14 protein-coding genes and 1 riboswitch are annotated in these 17,537 nt (G+C 65.2%); of the genes, 6 read left to right on the forward strand and 8 right to left on the reverse strand.

Going from position 1 to position 17,537, the window contains the following annotated elements; genetic code table 11:
* The first annotated feature begins 77 nt into the window (after nt 1-77).
* Complete coding sequence (locus tag SMD10_RS13165; protein ID WP_331686153.1) at nt 78-1,046, forward strand: 2-hydroxyacid dehydrogenase; 969 nt, start codon at nt 78-80, stop codon at nt 1,044-1,046.
* Between the two features lie 58 nt (nt 1,047-1,104).
* Here the strand turns inward: SMD10_RS13165 and SMD10_RS13170 are convergent, their stop codons facing one another.
* The 4 genes from SMD10_RS13170 to SMD10_RS13185 form a co-directional block, all read right to left on the reverse strand.
* The gene (locus SMD10_RS13170; protein ID WP_331686154.1) at nt 1,105-2,034 is read right to left on the reverse strand and encodes a DMT family transporter; all 930 of its coding nucleotides are present in this window, start codon (nt 2,032-2,034) and stop codon (nt 1,105-1,107) included.
* A 104-nt stretch (nt 2,035-2,138) separates the two neighbouring features.
* Nucleotides 2,139-2,287, reverse strand: a riboswitch (FMN riboswitch).
* Nucleotides 2,288-2,495: 208 nt separating this feature from the next.
* Nucleotides 2,496-2,627, reverse strand: coding sequence for a cytochrome bd-I oxidase subunit CydX (gene cydX / locus SMD10_RS13175; RefSeq protein ID WP_331686155.1), 132 nt, complete (start codon nt 2,625-2,627; stop codon nt 2,496-2,498).
* A 72-nt stretch (nt 2,628-2,699) separates the two neighbouring features.
* Nucleotides 2,700-3,854 carry a cytochrome d ubiquinol oxidase subunit II gene (gene cydB / locus SMD10_RS13180; RefSeq protein ID WP_331686156.1) on the reverse strand — a complete coding sequence of 385 codons (1,155 nt, stop codon included), beginning with the start codon at nt 3,852-3,854 and terminating at the stop codon, nt 2,700-2,702.
* Nucleotides 3,855-3,872: 18 nt separating this feature from the next.
* The gene (locus SMD10_RS13185) at nt 3,873-5,468 is read right to left on the reverse strand and encodes a cytochrome ubiquinol oxidase subunit I (RefSeq protein ID WP_331686157.1); all 1,596 of its coding nucleotides are present in this window, start codon (nt 5,466-5,468) and stop codon (nt 3,873-3,875) included.
* 106 nt (nt 5,469-5,574) lie between these two features.
* Here SMD10_RS13185 and SMD10_RS13190 point away from each other — a divergent pair, with 106 nt between their 5' ends.
* Both SMD10_RS13190 and SMD10_RS13195 read left to right on the forward strand, forming a co-directional pair.
* Nucleotides 5,575-7,185, forward strand: a complete 1,611-nt coding sequence (locus SMD10_RS13190) for an ABC transporter transmembrane domain-containing protein (RefSeq protein ID WP_331686158.1) — start codon at nt 5,575-5,577, stop codon at nt 7,183-7,185.
* Nucleotides 7,186-7,280: 95 nt separating this feature from the next.
* Nucleotides 7,281-8,855: an ATP-binding cassette domain-containing protein gene (locus SMD10_RS13195; RefSeq protein ID WP_331686159.1), complete on the forward strand. Its 1,575-nt coding sequence runs from the start codon at nt 7,281-7,283 to the stop codon at nt 8,853-8,855.
* 139 nt (nt 8,856-8,994) lie between these two features.
* Here the strand turns inward: SMD10_RS13195 and SMD10_RS13200 are convergent, their stop codons facing one another.
* The 4 genes from SMD10_RS13200 to SMD10_RS13215 form a co-directional block, all read right to left on the reverse strand.
* Entirely contained in the window at nt 8,995-9,846 is an 852-nt protein-coding gene (locus SMD10_RS13200) for an SDR family oxidoreductase (RefSeq protein WP_331686160.1), read from the reverse strand.
* A gap of 8 nt (nt 9,847-9,854) precedes the next feature.
* Nucleotides 9,855-10,907: a mannonate dehydratase gene (gene uxuA / locus SMD10_RS13205; RefSeq protein ID WP_331686161.1), complete on the reverse strand. Its 1,053-nt coding sequence runs from the start codon at nt 10,905-10,907 to the stop codon at nt 9,855-9,857.
* A gap of 126 nt (nt 10,908-11,033) precedes the next feature.
* Entirely contained in the window at nt 11,034-11,801 is a 768-nt protein-coding gene (locus SMD10_RS13210) for an FCD domain-containing protein (protein ID WP_331686162.1), read from the reverse strand.
* Between the two features lie 156 nt (nt 11,802-11,957).
* Nucleotides 11,958-12,941, reverse strand: coding sequence for a TRAP transporter substrate-binding protein (locus SMD10_RS13215; protein WP_331686163.1), 984 nt, complete (start codon nt 12,939-12,941; stop codon nt 11,958-11,960).
* A gap of 148 nt (nt 12,942-13,089) precedes the next feature.
* On the opposite strand from SMD10_RS13215, the gene SMD10_RS13220 reads away from it, so the two are divergent.
* The 3 genes from SMD10_RS13220 (at nt 13,090) to SMD10_RS13230 (ending at nt 17,529) form a co-directional block, all read left to right on the forward strand.
* Nucleotides 13,090-13,689 (forward strand): TRAP transporter small permease, encoded by a 600-nt coding sequence (locus SMD10_RS13220; RefSeq protein WP_331686164.1) that lies wholly within the window; start codon nt 13,090-13,092, stop codon nt 13,687-13,689.
* Nucleotides 13,689-14,987, forward strand: a complete 1,299-nt coding sequence (locus tag SMD10_RS13225; RefSeq protein ID WP_331686165.1) for a TRAP transporter large permease — start codon at nt 13,689-13,691, stop codon at nt 14,985-14,987. The genes SMD10_RS13220 and SMD10_RS13225 overlap by 1 nt, the downstream gene beginning before the upstream one ends.
* 139 nt (nt 14,988-15,126) lie before the next feature.
* Nucleotides 15,127-17,529 (forward strand): glycoside hydrolase family 31 protein, encoded by a 2,403-nt coding sequence (locus SMD10_RS13230; protein WP_331686166.1) that lies wholly within the window; start codon nt 15,127-15,129, stop codon nt 17,527-17,529.
* Nucleotides 17,530-17,537: the final 8 nt, after the last annotated feature.

Consider the following 17,537-nt stretch of genomic DNA (forward strand, 5'->3'; position numbering starts at 1 on the left):
CTCACGACGTGAACGACGGAGCGTGGCGGATCGAGAAGCCATGGCATTCCGGCCCAACCCAAGAACGGAATCATGACATGCACAAGGTGGTGATGATCACGCGTCTGCCGGAGGTGGCGGAGATCTTTCGCAGCGTCGCTCCATCAGGATTCGAAACCGACTGCCTGCTGACTTCGGCCTCCGAGGAGGAGAAGATCGCGGCGCTCCATGATGCAGAATTCGTGGTCCTGCATCCTGGAGAAATCTCCAATGCCGTTCTGAGCCAATGCCGGGCGCTGCGGCTGCTGCAGCTCTTTTCGGCGGGTTTCGACAAGATCGACCTGAAATTGGCGTCGGAGCTCGGCGCCGTCGTCGCCACCAACGGCGGCACCAATGCCTGGGCTGTGGCCGAGCACACCGTTGCCATGCTGCTGGCGCTCTATCGCCGTCTGAACGAATGCGACGCGTCGGTCCGCGCGGGTACATGGCGCAGTCCGATCAGCAGCTTCAGCACTTATGAGGTCGCCGGCAAGACCGTCGGTATCGTGGGAGCGGGCAATATCGGCCGGAAGGTCGCTCGCCGCCTGAAGGCCTTCGAGACCGATATCGTCTATTTCGATCCGATCGAGAATTCCGAGATGGAAAACGACCTCCAGGCTCGGCGCATGACGTTGAAGGAGCTGTTGCAGGCGGCCGACATCGTCAGCCTGCATCTTCCGCTGACCAAAGAGAGCCTCGGCCTCATCGGCCGTGAGGAACTGGGGTTGATGAAGCCCAACGCGGTCCTCATCAATCCCAGCCGCGGCGAGATCGTCGATGAAGATGTCCTTGCGGAGGCTCTCCGCGAAACCCGGATCGCCGGTGCCGGCCTGGACGTCTTTCATCAGGAGCCCGTCGCGGTGGACAATCCTCTGCTGCAGCTCAAGAACGTCGTCCTGTCGCCGCACTCGGCAGGTCATTCCTACGAGGGCTGGTTCCGGCGCAGCCACTTCGCCTGGGACAACATCCATCGCGTGCTGTCCGGCGAAAGACCGGTGTCGGCGATCGGCAGGTCGAGCGGCCAATAATCACCGGTCGTTCGACCATCTCCGCGCGGGAAGACCCTGCGTCGCGTCTTGTCCCCTTTCAGGATCGGAGCCGAATCTGGCGCGTGCCTCGCCGGGCGTTCGTCCGGCGATTGTCGCGCGTCGCATTGTAGAGCGATGCGCCGAGGATCAGCAGTGCGCCGACCCAGAACAGTTCGCCCGGCGCATAGGCGAAGACCAGCCATCCAAGCAGGATGTTGAGCGGCAGCTTGAGGTCGTCGAAAGGCTGCAGATAGGTCGCATCCGCTAGGGCGTAGGCTCGGGAGACGGCATATTGCGACAGCCCGGCGACGAGGCCGAGGCCCAAAAGCGCGATCAGGCTGCCGGGATCCGGAACGACGAACCCGTCGAGCCCGAACCATACGGCGTTGATCGGGCTCAGCAGCAGGAGCAGATACACCGTGATGGTCTCGGGCTTCTCGTCGAGCGTGAGACGCTTGGTCATCAGCGCGACGGCGGCCCAGAGGATTGCGGCGGCGACCGGCAGCAATGCGCTTGGGGAGAAGCCCGCCGACCAGGGTTCGAGGATCAGAACCGCGCCGCAGAAACCGACCAGCACCGTCAAAAGACGCGCCCCGGTGATCCTCTCGCCGAGAAAGAGCCCCGCCCCGGCGACCACGAAAAACGGCGCCGTCATCACCAGGGCGATCACCTGGGCGATCGGCATTGCGGCGAGGGCGGCGACGAAGGCCTGAACGCCGGCCGCCGACAGAATGGCCCGCACTATATGCAGCCCGAGATGCCGGGTGGCGAGCGCCGCCCGCCCTTCGCGCCACAGCCAGGGCACCGCGAAGACGAGGGCGAAAAAGTATTGGTAAAAGGCGACGGCGGTGGACGGCACGCCTGCCACCTGCGTCATCCATTGCGTGAAGACGTTGACCATGGCGTAGGAGACGCCGGCCAGCACCATGAACGCCGCGCCGCGTAGCGCGGGAGACTCATGCCGTGACAACGAGGCAATTCGGTCCATCTTCGATCCTTTCGTCACAGACCCAAATGCCTCAGGGTGGACGCGGGATCGAACAGACGAACCGGCGCGCACACGCAGTGTGCGCGGCCCGACGGGCTGCTTTCCCTCGTTCTCTTCCATCCGGACTTTAACCGTCGGCTTCGGAATCACACCGAATCTGCTGACCCGCACGAGAATCTCGCACGGCGCTCGCGGGCTCCAGGCTGGGCCTGTCACCGCCGGTGGGGAATTTCACCCCGCCCCGAGAACTGCGCCGGCTCTAGACCGGCGCATGGTGTTTAGGCATGAAACATGCCGACGATCAAGCGGATGAATTGGCGCGGTTCGCTCGAAGCGCGACGGCGGGCGACATGGCCCGGCCCACCGAGGTCCCGAAATTTACCCGTCATGAGCTCGATATCGCCCATCGTAGCAAGCCGAAAGCGATCCGGCGCGCTGGCCGCCAGGCTTCCCGTCCAGGCTCAGGGGGTCGGAAACTCGGATTCCACCGGCGTCGGTTCGCTGCGGACGACGCGCAGCTCGTACCAGAGGGCGTTGAGAATGCCGAAGGCCGCGGCAAGACCGAGGCCGAGGATCCAGGCGAAATACCACATAGGCGTCATCCCAAAGGACGGAAACGTTCGAAAGGTCGGCACCGTGCCGCCGAGCGGCACAGCGACGGCGGGTCAGTAGGCGGCGGTGCCGGAGGAATCGATGTCCTCTTCTGTCACCTTGCCCCACAGCACCCGGTAGACCCAGGCGGTGTAGAGCAGCACGATCGGCAGGAAGATCGCCGTGGCGAACAGCATCGTGCGCAGGGTCGATTCGCTGGACGACGCGTCGAAGACGGTCAGCGAATGGCCGGGGTGGGTGCTCGACGGCAGGATGATCGGAAACATCGAGACACCGACCGTCGCGATGATGCCGGCGATGCCGACAGCCGAGGCGAGAAAAGTCGAGCCTTCGCGCCGTGCCTTGAAGCCGAGGGCGGCCAGCAGCGGCCCGGCGATGCCCAGGAGCGGCACGATCAGCAGCCACGGATGGCTGCCGTAGTTGGCGAGCCAGGCCCGCGGCGCGGTCGCGACCTCCTTGTAGAGGGGGTTGGACGGACCGTCGGCGGCCATCGTGCCCACCACCTCGTAGCCGCCGAACCAGCCGAACGCGATCATGATGCCGCAAAGAACGAAAAGGACGGCAGTGACGAGCGCCAACCGGAAGCCGAACGAGGCTGCGCGATCCGCCACCGGGCCCTCGGCCTTGACGGTCAGCCAGGCCGCGCCGTGGGTCGCCAGCATGGCGAGAGACAGGAGACCGCAGACCAGCGCCAGGGGATTGAGGAGCCCGAACAGGCTGCCTTCGTAGATCGGCCTGAGATCGTCGGTGAAGTGGAAGGGCACGCCCTGCAGCGTGTTGCCCACGGCGACGCCGAAGATCAGCGCCGGCACCGCGCCGCCGATGAACAGCGCCCAGTCCCAGTTCCGCCGCCAGCGCGCTTCCGGCTGCTTGGAGCGGTACTTGAAGCCGACCGGACGCAGGATCAGCGCCGCCAGGATCAGGAACATCGCCAGGTAGAAGCCGGAAAAGGACAGTGCATAGAGCGCCGGCCAGGCGGCGAAGATGGCGCCGCCGCCGAGGATGAACCAGACTTGGTTGCCTTCCCAGACCGGCCCCACGGTGTTGATCACCACTCGCCGCTCGGCATCGGTCTTGGCCGCGAAGGGCAACAGCGTCGCCGCCCCCAAGTCGAAGCCGTCCATGACCGCGAAACCGATGAGCAGCACGCCGAGCAGCACCCACCAGATCAGGCGCAAGGCGCCGTAGTCGAAGAGGAAATCGAACATCGATCGGTCCTTTGCCAGTTATTCCGCGGGGTGTGGTGCGAAGGTCTGCTCCTGCCCGGACGCGCCGAAGCCGGGAAGCAGCGTGCTGGGATCATCGACGACCTGATCGGGACCCTTTCGGATGGCGCGCACCATCAGCTTGATCTCGATCACCGCGAGCCCGCCATAGAGCAGCGTGAAGCCGAGGATGGTCAGGGCCAGATCGAAGACGCCGAGTTGGGAGGTTGCCAAGAACGTCGGCAGGACGCCTTCGATGATCCATGGCTGGCGCCCGAATTCGGCGACGAACCAGCCGAACTCGACCCCGAGCCAGGGCAGGGGCCAGCTCCACAACGCGATCCGGAACAGCCAGCGCGGCGCCCGCGTCTCGCGCATCGTGTACCACAGCGAGACAGCGAAGAGGGCGATGAGGAAAAAGCCGATCGCCACCATCAGCCGGAACGAGAAGAACAGCGGCAGCACGCCCGGAACCGTGGACCAGGCGGCTTCGTCGATCTGCTCGGGGGTGGCGGTGCGAGGATCCTCGACATAGCGCTTCAGCAGAAGCGCATAGCCGAGGTCGCCCTGCGTCTTCGAGAAGACGTCGCGCGCTTGCGCGTTCTGCCGGTCCTGCTTGATGGTCTCGAGCGCGTCGTAGGCGGTCAGACCATTTTGGATCCTCTGCTTGGCATGATCGACGAGGTCGACGATGCCGGGCATCGTCTCATCCACCGACCGGGTGCCGATCAGGCCCATCATGTAGGGAATGCGGATCGCCGCGTGCGTTTCGCGACCGTCCCTGTCGGGGATGCCGAACAGCGTGAAGCTCGCCGGTGGCTCCTCGGTCTGCCACATCGACTCGATGGCGGCGAGCTTCATCTTCTGATGCTCGGTCAGCGTGTAGCCGCTTTCATCGCCGAGCACGACCACGGACAGTGCGGCGGCGAGGCCGAAGCCCGCGGCGATGACGAAGGAGCGCTTGGCGAGTTCCAGGTTGCGGCCGCGCAGGATGTAGAAGGCGGAGACCGCCAGCACGAAGACCGCCCCGGTGGTATAGCCGGCCGCGACCGTGTGGACGAACTTCGCCTGGGCGACCGGATTGAGCAGCACGGCGGCGAAATCCGTCACCTCCATGCGCATCGTGTCGGGGTTGAAGGCGGCGCCGACCGGATTTTGCATCCAGCCATTGGCGATCAGGATCCACAGCGCGGACAGGTTGGCGCCCATGGCCATCGCCCAGGTGACGACGGCGTGGGTCACCGGGTGCAGCTTGGTCCAGCCGAAAAAGAACAATCCGACCAGCGTCGCCTCGAGGAAGAAGGCCATCAGGCCCTCGATCGCCAGCGGGGCGCCGAAGATGTCGCCGACATAGTGCGAATAGTAGGCCCAGTTCATGCCGAACTGGAATTCCATGGTGATGCCCGTGGCCACGCCGAGGACGAAATTGATGCCGAAGAGCAGCCCCCAGAACTTGGTCATGTCGCGCCAGATCTTGCGGCGTGTCATGACGTAGACGGTCTCCATCATGGCCACCAGGATCGACAGCCCGAGCGTCAGAGGCACGAAGAGAAAATGGTACATCGCCGTCAGCGCGAACTGGAGACGCGACAATTCCACGAGCAGCGGGTCGACCATGGGGATGCCTCGAGTTGATGTCGGGAGATATTAGGGTGTTCTAATGCGAGCTTCCGGCCCACATCAAGAGGCAGAGTCCGCCGGCAGAAGGAGCAAGGTGCGGCACGTGGCAGAAAAGCCGGCTACCGAAATGCGCCCGAAGGACATGCCTCCGGCCCTGTCTCGTGCCCGCAAGATCGCGGGCGGCCATCTGCCGGCCATCGTGGCGTTGCGCACGCTGGCGACGGTCGCGAGGCTCGGCTTTGCTGCGGCCATGGGGGTTTTCGCCGGCGTTCTCGTTCAGCATCAGGATCTGCGATGGGATGCGGCCGCAGCCGGAATCGCGACGATTCTGGTCGGCCTGGCGCTGAACTGGCTTGCCGATCGTCGTGCGGTCGATGCCGAGGCAGTGGTGGCGTCGGACATATTGTCGCAGGTCGAGGCCACCCTGTCCGAAACCGCTGTCGGGCAACTGGCCGGATTGCCGCGTGGCGCCATGGTCTCGGGCGTCCAACGCCACCCCGGGGCGCTGGCGGCGCTGGTCGTCAGCCATGCGGTCGCGAGCCGGATGTTGGGGCTCGGGCCGCTGGCCGTGATCGTCGCGGTGGCGCTGGCCTCCTGGGAGGCGGCGCTGGCCCTGTTGCTCGCCATGCCGGTGATGATCGGCTTCTTCGTGCTGGTCGGGGGTCTCATCCGCGAACGAGCCGACATGCAGGAAGAAGCGCTTCAGCGTCTGGCCGCGCAGTTCGCCGATCGCGTCCGCGCCTTGCCGACGATTCTCGCCAATCACGCATTGGCCGGCGAGACGCATAAGCTCGGCTCGCGGCTCCAAGCCTATGCCAGCGGCACGATGGGCGTGCTGTCGATCGCGTTTCTCAATTCCGGCATTCTCGACTTCTTCTCGTCCCTGGCGATCGCCGTGCTGGCGGTGTTTCTCGGCCTGGGCCATCTAGGACTGGCGGAGATCCCGGGCTTTGCTCATCTGGCGCTGTCGCAGAGCCTGTTCATCCTGCTGGTCGCGCCGGAGTTTTTCGCGCCGCTGCGCCGCTATGCCGAATTCTACCATGCCAAGGCCGAAGGGGAGGCTGCGGCGCAGGCTCTCACCTGGGCATTCGAACCGGGGGAACCGAACGCGGCATTGCCCGCTGTGGACGACGCGATCGAGCGCGCGCTGGCGGGATTCGACTGGCCGAGCCGAGGATTGGTGGCGATCACCGGGCCGAGCGGGGTCGGCAAGACGCGGCTTCTGCGCCGCCTCGCCGGTGTCGATGAAAGGGGGGCCCTGCCGATGCCGGCACAGGCGCCGAACGTCGGCTGGATCGCCACCGACAGCTATGTGCCGGCAGGCACGCTCCTGGACGCGCTGGCATGGGGACTGCCGTCGATCGATCGTGACGAGGCCGGGCGCGTCGCCGGCCAGCTCGGCCTGATCGACGAGGCCGCTCTGCCGGGCAGGCTCGATGCGGCGATCGCTGTGGGCGGTGAAAACCTGTCGGGCGGCCAGCGCATCCGGGTTGCCGTCGCGCGTTTGCTGTTGGGCAGCGGGACCGCCTTCTGCGATGAACCGACGGCCAAGCTGGACGCGCGAAACGCCGAACGCGTGCGCCACGCCCTGCGTGACGCCGCGCGAACGCGGCTGGTGATCGTCACCACCCATGACGAGGGGCTCATTCGTCTTGCCGATCGCCGAATAGCTCTGGCCCCCCTTCCGATGGAAGCCGTGAGGGCCGCGGAATGACCGAATTGCACTCCGTATCGCCTCCCCGCTCCAGCGGATCGCGGCCGGCGAAGGCAATCGCCGCTTCGTCGCGCGGATGGCGGATTGCCTTCGTCATGGCCGGCCTGGCACTGTTGTCCGCGGTGCTGCTGACGGGCGTCTCCGGCTGGTTTCTCGCCGCCGTTGCGCTGGCCGGCGCCGGACCGGCCGCCCTGACCTTCAACTTTCATGTTCCGGGCGCGCTGGTGCGCCTGTTCGCCATCACCCGTACCCTGTCGAAATATGGCGAGCGGCTGACCGGCCATCGAGCCGCGTTGATCGATCAGGTCGATCGACGGCGTCGGATCTTCGGCGCCATGGCCGAGGCGCCGGAAACGCGCGCGGCCGGATGGCAACTCGGCCGCGAGGATCGTCTGGTCGACTGGCTCGAAGACGTCGAAGACGTCGATTTCGAGCGGCTGCGCGTGGGATTCCCTGCCGTCACTCTGGCCGCCGGCTTCGCTCTTCTGGCGGCGGTCACTTTCGTTGTCGTGCCGTTGGCGATCGTTCCGATCCTGATCCTCGTGGCGATCCTCGCGGGATTGGCTCGGCGAGCCGGGCGGATCCTCGGCGATGCGGAGACGGAAAAGCGACGATCCCGCCGTGACGGCGCGGCCCGACTGGGGGCGATGCTCCAGTCTCTCATCCCGCTGGCGGCCGAGCGGCGGCGCCGGATGATGGCGGCCGAGGCGATGGCTCCGCTCGGGATCGCGGAAAAGGCCATGATCCGCCAGCGCCGAACCATTGCCGACCTCGACTTGGGCGCTGGCCTGTTCGGCCCGGTGGCCTTTCTCTCGGTGTTGCTGGTCGGAGCCGCCGGGGCGCGGGGGGAGGAGCTGCTTCCGGCGATTTTCGTCGCATTCGGCTGGCTCGCCTACGCCGAGGCGGCGGCAGGCCTGTCCCGCATTCTGGTCGGCCGCACCAAGGCGCGGCAGGCGAGCCAGGCCTTGGCACGGTGGACGAACCCGGCGCCGACGGCCAATGTGCCGGCAACCAGGAGGATGCAAGAGATTGCCACGGCCAAAAGGGTCGCCGATATCAACCTCGTCGGACTGCATTTGATGACGGCAACCGGTCGACCGATCGGAGAGCCGCTGACGGTTCGCCTCCGGCGCGGCGAGCCCACCGTTCTGATCGGCGCCAGCGGTACGGGCAAGACGACGCTGCTCAAGACGATTGCCGGATGGCTCGATCCGGCGGAGGGCGAGCTCCTCGTCAATGGCCAACTCGTGGCGGATGCGGACCGACGCGACCTCGTCCATCTGGCGCTCCACGACGCCACGGTGCTTCTTGATACGGTCCGAGCCAATCTGTTCGCCGAGGGAACGGACGAATCCACCATCCGGCAGGCGCTCGAAACGGTCGAATTGACCGAGCGGGTCGAACAGGCCGGTGGGATCGACGCCTGGATCGCCCAGGACAGGCTGTCGCTCGGCGAGGCGCAGCGGCTGAATCTGGCTCGTGCGCTTCTCGCCGAGGAACCGGTCGTTCTTCTCGACGAGCCGACCGAACATCTCGATGCAGCCCAGGCAAAACGTCTCCTGGCTCGGATCAGCCGGCATTGCGCCGATCGGATGTTGGTCTACAGCAGCCACTCCGCCGATCGTCTTGATGCCGATGTCCGCTTCATCCGCTTGGACCACGGTGCATGAAGCGCCGACGACGGCTGCGGTCCTTGCTGGTGGCCGGGCGCATTACAAGTTATCGACCGCCCGGCATCCGGGGCCAGGGGATGCAAATCGGCCGGCCGCCTTTTCGATCGGCGCCCGACCATCGGCTCGCGGAAAGGCGCTACACGCCCGAATAGGCGGAGAAGCCGCCGTCGACGGGCAGGACGACGCCGTTGACGAAGCTGGAGGCGGGCTCGCTGGCGAGGAACAGGAGCGCGCCGATCAGTTCGTCCGCTTCGCCGAAGCGGCGCATCGGCGTATGGGCGACGATCTTTTGGGCGCGGTCGTTGGGCTCGCCTTGCTCGTCGAACAGCATGCCGCGGTTCTGGTTGGTGACGAAGAAGCCGGGCGCAATCGCGTTGACCCGGATGCCGACCGGGGCGAAGTGCACCGCCAGCCACTGGGTGAAGTTGCTCACCGCCGCCTTGGCGCCGCTATAGGCCGGGATCTTGGTGAGCGGGCGGAAGGCATTCATCGACGAGACGTTGATGATCGAGCAGCCCTCGCGCCCCACCATCTGCCTGGCGAACGCCTGGGTCGGCAGGAGGGTCCCCAGGAAGTTCAGGTTGAAGACGAAGCTGACGCCGTCCGGATCGAGATCGAAGAAGGTGAGAAGCTCCGGATCGTCGAGGTCGGCGACCTCCAGCATCTCCTTCGTCGTGGTGCCCTTGGGATGGTTGCCGCCGGCCCCGTTGAGCAGCAGGTCGCAGGGGCCGAGCCGGGCGGAGACGGTCTCTGCGGCCTCGGCCATCGAGGCCTTGTCGAGGACGTTGCAGGCCACCGCGATCGCCTCGCCGCCGTCCTGGCGGATCGCCTCGGCGGCCTTTTCGGCCGCCGCCTCGTTGAGGTCGAGGATCGCGACCTTGGCGCCGCACGCGGCAAGCGCCTGGCCGAAGGCTGCGCCGAGAACCCCGGCGCCGCCGGTGACGACGACCGTCTTGCCGGCGAGGTCGATCGAAAAGGGAAGTTCCATGGTATCCCTCACTGCTTGGCCGCCGTGGTCTTGGCAATGCCTTCCCACAGGCCGTTGAGATAGACGGCGCCGAGGGCGCGGTCGTAGAGGCCGTAGCCGGGCTTGCCGGTCTCGCCCCAGATCATGCGCCCGTGGTCGGGCCGGAAGTAGCCGTCGAAATCCGTTTCGTAATAGGCGCGCACCACCTCGCCCATGTCGACCGAGCCTTCCGAGGACAAGTGCGCGGTCTCGTGGAAATCGCCCGCCTCGCTGGTCTTGACGTTTCTGAGATGCGCAAAGGCGATCCGCCCGCGTCCGGAGAACTCGCGCACCATGGCGACGAGGTCGTTCTTCAGATCGGCGCCGAGCGAACCGGTGCAGAAGGTCAGCGAATTGGCCGGGCTGTCGACGATGGCGAGAATCCGGTCCAGGTCGGCCCGGTTCTTGACGATGCGCGGCAAGCCGAAGATCGGCCGCGGCGGATCGTCGGGGTGGATCGCCATGCGGATGCCCGCCTCCTCGGCGATCGGCACGATCGCCTGAAGGAAGTGGACGAGGTTCTCAAACAGCGTTTTCTCGTCGACCGATTTGTAGTCGCCGAGCAGCGCCGAGAGCTCGTCCGGCTTGTAGCTGGCGTCCCAGCCGGGCAGGCTGAGGCCCTTGGACAGATCGATGGCGTCGGCCGCCGCCGCATCGAAGGACAGGCAGTTCGAGCCGTCGGGCAGCGGCATCGCCAGGTCGGTGCGCGTCCAGTCGAACACCGGCATGAAGTTGTAGCAGACCACCTTCACGCCCGCCGCGCCCAGATTGCGCAAGGTCTGGCCATAGTTCTCGATCAGCCGATCGCGGCTCGGCTTGCCGAGCTTGATGTCCTCGTGCACCGGCACGGACTCGACCACCTCGAAGCTCAAGCCGGCCGCCTCGATCGTCCGTTTGAGCTCGGCGATGCGATCGGCCGGCCAGACCTCGCCCACCGGCACATCGTAGATGGCGGTCACGATGCCCTGCATGCCCGGGATCTGCCGGATCGAGCCAAGGCTCACCGGATCGTCGGCCCCATACCAGCGGAACGTCATCTTCATGCGTATATCCTTTCGAGATCCGGTCCGGCGGGACCGGCAGAAGCAGCTGCGGCGTGCAGCCGGCTCAACCTTCGTCTGGTCCCGGCGGGCCGGCGGGACGAAGGCTAAAGTCTGGAACGGGTGCGGTCAGTCACCCAGATTTGCCACCTTCGTTTCGGGCGAAGCGAACAGGAAGCCGTCGAATTGGGGATCCTCGACGTCGGAGACGGTCAACAGCGTTTCCCGCACATGCTGGAGATGGTTCCACATGGCGTTATGCGCCGCCTGGGGGCTGCGGGCCCGCAGCGCCGCCAGGATCGTCTGATGGTCGATCAGCCATTGCTGGCGATATTCGCTGAGCACGATCCGGGCATGCAACTGCTGCCACATGGCGCTGCGCTGTCGCCGCGCCCAGAGGTCCCGCACCGCATCGAGCAGCACCGTGTTCTGCGTGGCTTCGGCGATCAGCAGATGGAACATTTCGTCGCTGCGATAGTCGGTGTCGCCGGCCGCGAGGTCGGCGCGCTCCATGTCCAGGGCCTCGCGCATTCTGCCGATGTCGTTCTTGGTGGTCTGAGTGGCGGCAAAGGCGGCGACCTCGCTTTCGATCAGCTGGCGCGCCTGGAGCAATTCGAACGGCCCGACATCGTCGGCCAGGTTGTCGCGCTGGCCGGGGAGGCCGGGCGTCTGGCTGATGACGTAGACGCCTGAGCCGACACGCACCTGAACCAGCCCCAGAATTTCCAGCATGATCAGGGCTTCGCGGATCGTCGGGCGGCTGATCGAGAAGCTCTCGGCCAGTTCGCGCTCGGGCGGCAGGCGTTCGCCCACCTGATAGCGACCACTGGCGATGTCGAGCTGCAGTCGCTCGGCGATCTCGCGATAGCGTCGCTGCGTTTTCAGGTCCGTGTTCATCGCCGATCCTCCTGCCACGCCATCGTCATCAAACAGTCTTTCTTGTCTGACAAGTGCGCACTCGCCAATCGCTGCGAAGCAACCATTCTCCTGTGGCTTTCGACTCCACCGCCGGCCGACAGGCCGGCGGTCTCTTCATGGCGCCGATCCGCCGTCCTATTCGAGGTCGGAGATCGCCTTGAGCAGATCGGCCGCGTCCTCGGACTGGCTGGCGACGTCGTCGCGAATCGCCTTGGTCGCCGCGCGGAACGGCTCCTTGTCGACCTCCACGAACTCGACGCCCATTTCAGTCTTGGCCGTCTCCCGGGCTGCATCGATCTCCTTCGCCCACAGATCCTTGTGGAACTGAAGCGATTCATCGGCCGCCTGCTGAAGCGCGCTCTGCTCCTCGGGCGTCAGGCTGTCCCAGGTGAAAGTCGACATCACCAGGACGTCGGGAATGCGGGTGTGCTCGTCCTCGGAGAAGATCTTGGCGACTTCGCCGTGACGCGAACTGGTCAGGGCGGTCTCGTTGTTCTCCGCAGCGTCGACCACGCCCTGCTGCAGGGCCGTGTAGAGCTCGCCGTAGGGAAGCGGCGTGGCGCTGCCGCCGAGCAGCTCGATCATTTTGATGGCCGAAGGGCTCGGCTGCACGCGAACCTTCAAGCCTTTCAGATCGGCCGGCGTCTTGATGGGCTTGTTGGCGTAGAAGCTGCGCGCACCGCCGTCGTAATAGGTAAGGCCAATAAAGCCCTTGTCGCGAGAATGCTGCAGGATGTCCTTTCCTGGCTGACCGGTAATCACCTTGTAGAAATGATCCCGATCCGCGAACACGTAAGGCACGTTGAAGACGGAGTAGATCGAATCGAAGGCTTCCAGCTCGCTGGCGTTGGTCTTGGCGAGATCGAGTGCGCCGGTCTGCACCAGTTCGACGGACTCGCGCTGCGTACCGAGCTGAGCGCTCGGATAGATGTCGATGGTCAGGTCGCCATTGGTCAGTTCTTTGACCCGATCGGCCATCCACTGCATCGACTTGTGGACCGGATGGTCCTCACCCTGGTTGTGGCTCAGCCGGAGCGTCCGGGCGTCGACTGTGCCGACCATCGCTCCCGCCAGAACCAGGCCGAGGCAGATGCTCGACGCCATGCTGAAGGCTTTCATTCTCTTTCCTCCGTCTAAGGATCCCGTTGAAATAGGCTAGGCCAAATTGTCAAACCGGATCCTATCTGTCAAACCATTTTATAATTTTGGTTGACCAATTTATGGACGGCTGTACACTACGGGCCGTTTCAATGCGGAGGGAAGCATTATGACAAGGGAAACGCCGATCGCGCGCAACGCGCTGTCGCCGGACCCTCTCGGCCGGGTCATCAGGCTGGTCGACAGAACTCTCGAGACCGCTCTCGTGCTTCTGTTTTCCGGCCTGGTCGTGGTGGTGGTGATCCAGGTCGGATCCCGCTACATCTTCAACAATCCCACGACCTGGACCGAGGAAACGGCACGGTTTCTGTTCATCTGGCTCGGTCTGATCGGCGCGGCCTACGCCTCGGGCGGCATGCGCCATCTCTCGATCGACCTGCTGCCGGTGCTCCTGTCGGGCATCGCGCGCCGGGCGCTGCTGATGGCGCTGGAGCTCATGGTGATCGCCTTTGCGGGCGGCGTGATGGTCTATGGCGGCTATAGCCTCGCGGCCCGGACGCTGCAGACCGGACAGGTCACACCGGCGCTCAATCTGCCGATGGGGTGGATCTATTTCGCCGTGCCGATTTCGGGCGCCTTCATCGTCTTCTACGCCCTCATCCACCTGATCAGGCTGGCGCAGGACCGCTCCGTCGTCGAACCGCGACCGGGCGATACGCCGATGGCGGACCAGACCCTATCGTCCACCTTGTCCGAGGATGCCATCTGATGCTTCTCGACGTCACAATCCTCTTCGTCACCTTTTTCGGCTTCATGCTGCTGGGCCTGCCGATCGCCTATGCGATCGGCCTGTCGGCGCTGTCGACGGTGCTCCTGCACTTTCCGCCGGACATGGGCGCGCTGATCCTGGCGCAGCGGTTCATCGGCGGGCTCGACAGCTTCACGCTGCTCGCCATCCCCTTCTTCATCCTGGCGGGCAGCCTGATGAACCATGGCGGCATCGCCGCCAAGCTGATCGACTTCGCCAAGGTGATCGTTGGACGGCTGCCGGGCGCATTGGCCCACTGCAATGTCGTCGCCAACATGCTGTTCGGCTCGATCTCCGGCTCGGCAGTGGCGGCCTGCGCCGCTGTCGGCGGTACGATGAGCCCGCTTCAGAAGAAGGAGGGCTACGATCCGGGCTATGCCGCGGCGGTCAACATCGCCTCTTGTCCGACCGGCCTGCTGATCCCTCCCAGCAATACCTTCATCGTCTATTCGTTGATCTCCGGGGGCACGTCGATCGCCGCACTGTTCGTCGCGGGCTACGTGCCCGGCGCGCTGATGGGGCTCGGCGTCATGGTGGTGGCAGGCATCATCGCCAAGCGGAGGGGCTATCCGGTGGCGCCGCGCGCCAGCTGGGGCGAGGTCGTTCGCACGACGCTGCGCGCCATTCCGCCGCTGCTCCTGATCGTCATCGTGATGGGCGGCATCGTCGGCGGCATCTTCACCGCCACCGAGGCCTCGGCGATCGCCGTCGTCTACACGCTGTTCCTGTCGATGGCCGTCTACCGCACGGTGACGTTCCGCTCGCTGCCGAAGATCATCCTCGATGCGGCCGTGACCACCTGCATCGTCTTGCTTCTGATCGGGGCCTCCGGTGCGATGTCCTGGGCGATGGCCTACAACAACATCCCCAAGCACGTCGCGGATGCGCTGCTGGCTCTGTCCGACAATCCGATCGTCATCCTTCTGGTGATCAACGCGATCCTTCTGGTGATCGGCATGTTCATGGACATGACGCCGGCGCTCCTGATCTTCACGCCGATCTTCCTGCCGGTGGTGACGCAGTTCGGCATGGACCCTGTCCATTTCGGCGTCCTGATGGCGTTCAACCTGTCCATCGGCATTTGCACGCCGCCGGTCGGCAGCGCGCTGTTCGTCGGCTGCTCGGTGGCCAACGTGCCAATCGCCAAGGCCATCAAGCCCCTGCTGCCGATGTTCGCGGTGCTCTTCGTCCTGCTGTTCGCGGTGACATACATTCCGGAGTTGAGCCTGGCGCTGCCGCGACTGCTGCTCGGCTACTAGGCGGGCAAAGGGCGAAGGAGGCTTCTTCTTCGCCCTTCGCGCTAAAGGGACGATCGGCATCCGTCCCGGCGATAGGCCTTGACTTCCCCGGCGAGGCCGCGGCCCGATCCAAACACTTGAACACCAAAGGACTCTATCCGTGTCCCTGACCAATCCTCCCGTCTTCTCGATGCAAGGCCGCGACAAGGCCAAGCTCTCCCTGCGCTCCGACGCCGGCCATGTCGTCCATGTCTTCGTCCTGGAGGACGACATCATCCGCGTCATGGTTCTGCCGGGCGGCGCTTTGCGGCAGCCGCGCACATGGGCGATCGCGCCTGGCGAGGAGGACGTCGCCACTCAGGGGCGAGATCGGTTCGATCTGTCCGGCTTTGCCTGCCCCGAATTCTCGGTGTCGGAAGCCGAGGGGCATCTCATCGTCGCCACCGCGCGTCTGCGCCTGACGATCAAGCTCGACGGCTTCTTCTGTCGCTGGGAGAGCTTTACCGGTGGCCGGTGGCGCCTGATGGCGGCGGACCGCGAGACGCAGGCCTATAATTTTGGTTGGTGGGACGACAAGGTCTACCACTATCTCAAGGGTGCCGGAGACGAGATGTTCTTCGGTCTGGGCGAGCGGGCGGGGTCGGCCAACCGCGCCGGCCAGTCCTATCGCATGCGAAACCTCGACGCGATGGGCTACAACGCCCGTACCACCGATCCGCTCTACAAGCACACGCCGTTCTACATGGTCTGGAAGACGGCCGAGCGGGCACCGCTGGGCATCTTCTACGATACGCTGGCCGAGTGCACCTTCGACATGGGGCGCGAACTCGACAACTATCACGGCCACTACCGCCATTTCGTCGCCGAGACGGGCGACCTCGACTACTACGTCATCGCGGGCGACGCTCCGGCCGATGTCACGAGGCGCTTCACCTGGCTGACGGGCCGGCCCGCCTTCATGCCGAAATGGAGCCTCGGCTATTCCGGCTCGACGATGACCTATACCGACGCGCCCAACGCCCAGGAGCGGATGAACGAGTTCCTGGAGGGCTGCGAAACCCACGACATCCCCTGCCAGTCGTTCCATCTGTCGTCGGGCTACACGTCGATCGGCGACAAGCGCTACGTGTTCAACTGGAACACCGACAAGTTCCCCGATCCGAAAGCCTTTGTGCAGCACTATCTCGACCACGGCGTCCGGCTGTGTGCCAATATCAAGCCGTGCCTGCTGCTGGATCATCCGCGCTTCGATGAGGCCCGCGAGGCGGGGCTGCTCGTGCATGACCAGGACGGGGCGCCCACCATGGTGCAGTTCTGGGATGAGGCCGGCGCCTATCTCGACTTCACCAACGAAAAGACGCTCGACTGGTGGAAGGATCGGGTCAAGGACGCGCTGCTGGACTACGGTATCGCCTCGACCTGGAACGACAACAACGAGTTCGAGATCTGGAGCGACGACGCGTTGATCGACGGCTTCGGCGAAGAGCGCGACGCGCGCGAATGCCGGCCGCTCCACACGCTGTTGATGATGCGGGCCTCCTATCAGGCCCAGCATGAATTCGCACCCAAGGAGCGACCGTTCCTGATCTCGCGCGCCGGCGCCGTCGGCATGCAGCGCTATGTTCAGACCTGGTCGGGCGACAACCGCACGAGCTGGGAGACGCTGAAGTACAATATTCGCATGGGCACCGGCCTCGCCATGTCCGGCGTCTCCAACACCGGCCACGACATCGGCGGCTTTTCCGGTCCGGCGCCCGAGCCCGAGCTGTTCCTGCGCTGGGTGCAGTTCGGCATCTTCCTGCCGCGCTTCTCGATCCATTCGTGGAACGACGACAAGACCGTCAACGAGCCCTGGATGCATCCCGAGATCACGCCGGCGATCAGCCGGCTGATCAAATTCCGCGGCCGTCTGACGCCTTATTTCTACGATCTCTTGTGGCGGTCGCACAGTGCCTACGAGCCGGTGATCCGCCCGACTTACGCGGCGTTTCCGGACGATGCGCGCTGCTTCGAGGAAAACGACGAGATGCTGCTGGGGCGGGATCTGCTGGTCGCGGCCGTGGTGGAGCCTGGCCAACGGGAGCGGCGCGTCTACCTACCGGCGGGTGCCGGCTGGTACGACTTCTGGTCCGGCGAGCATTTCGACGGCGGCCGTGAGGTCGTTGTCGCGGCGCCCTGGGACCGTCCGCCGCTGCTGGTGCGCGAAGGCTCGGCCATTCCGCTCAATCTCGCCGAACAGCGCTTCAACCACGAGGCCGACGAGCGCGGCTTTGCCGTCTTCCCGATCAAGGACGAGGGACGCTTTACGGCAGAATGCTTCGAAGACGACGGCTGGAGCGAGGATTACCGCCAGGGACGCTACGGACATTGGGCTCTGAGCGTGGCTTCGACGGCTGCGTCGCTGTCGATCGGGATCGAGAAGGCCGGCGCCCTGCCGCCCGCGGGCGATCGGCTGACGATCCTGCTACCGCTTCAGGAGCAGCGGGCCGTCTCGATCGCCGGAGGCACGCTCGCCGCCGACCGGCGGACGGCCGAAGCGAGGGTTCTCGAAATCGCGCTGTGAGTTCGGCT

Origin of the sequence: Consotaella aegiceratis (genome assembly GCF_036541425.1) — a bacterium.
In the GTDB taxonomy this organism is placed as follows: Bacteria; Pseudomonadota; Alphaproteobacteria; order Rhizobiales; family Rhizobiaceae; genus Consotaella; species Consotaella aegiceratis.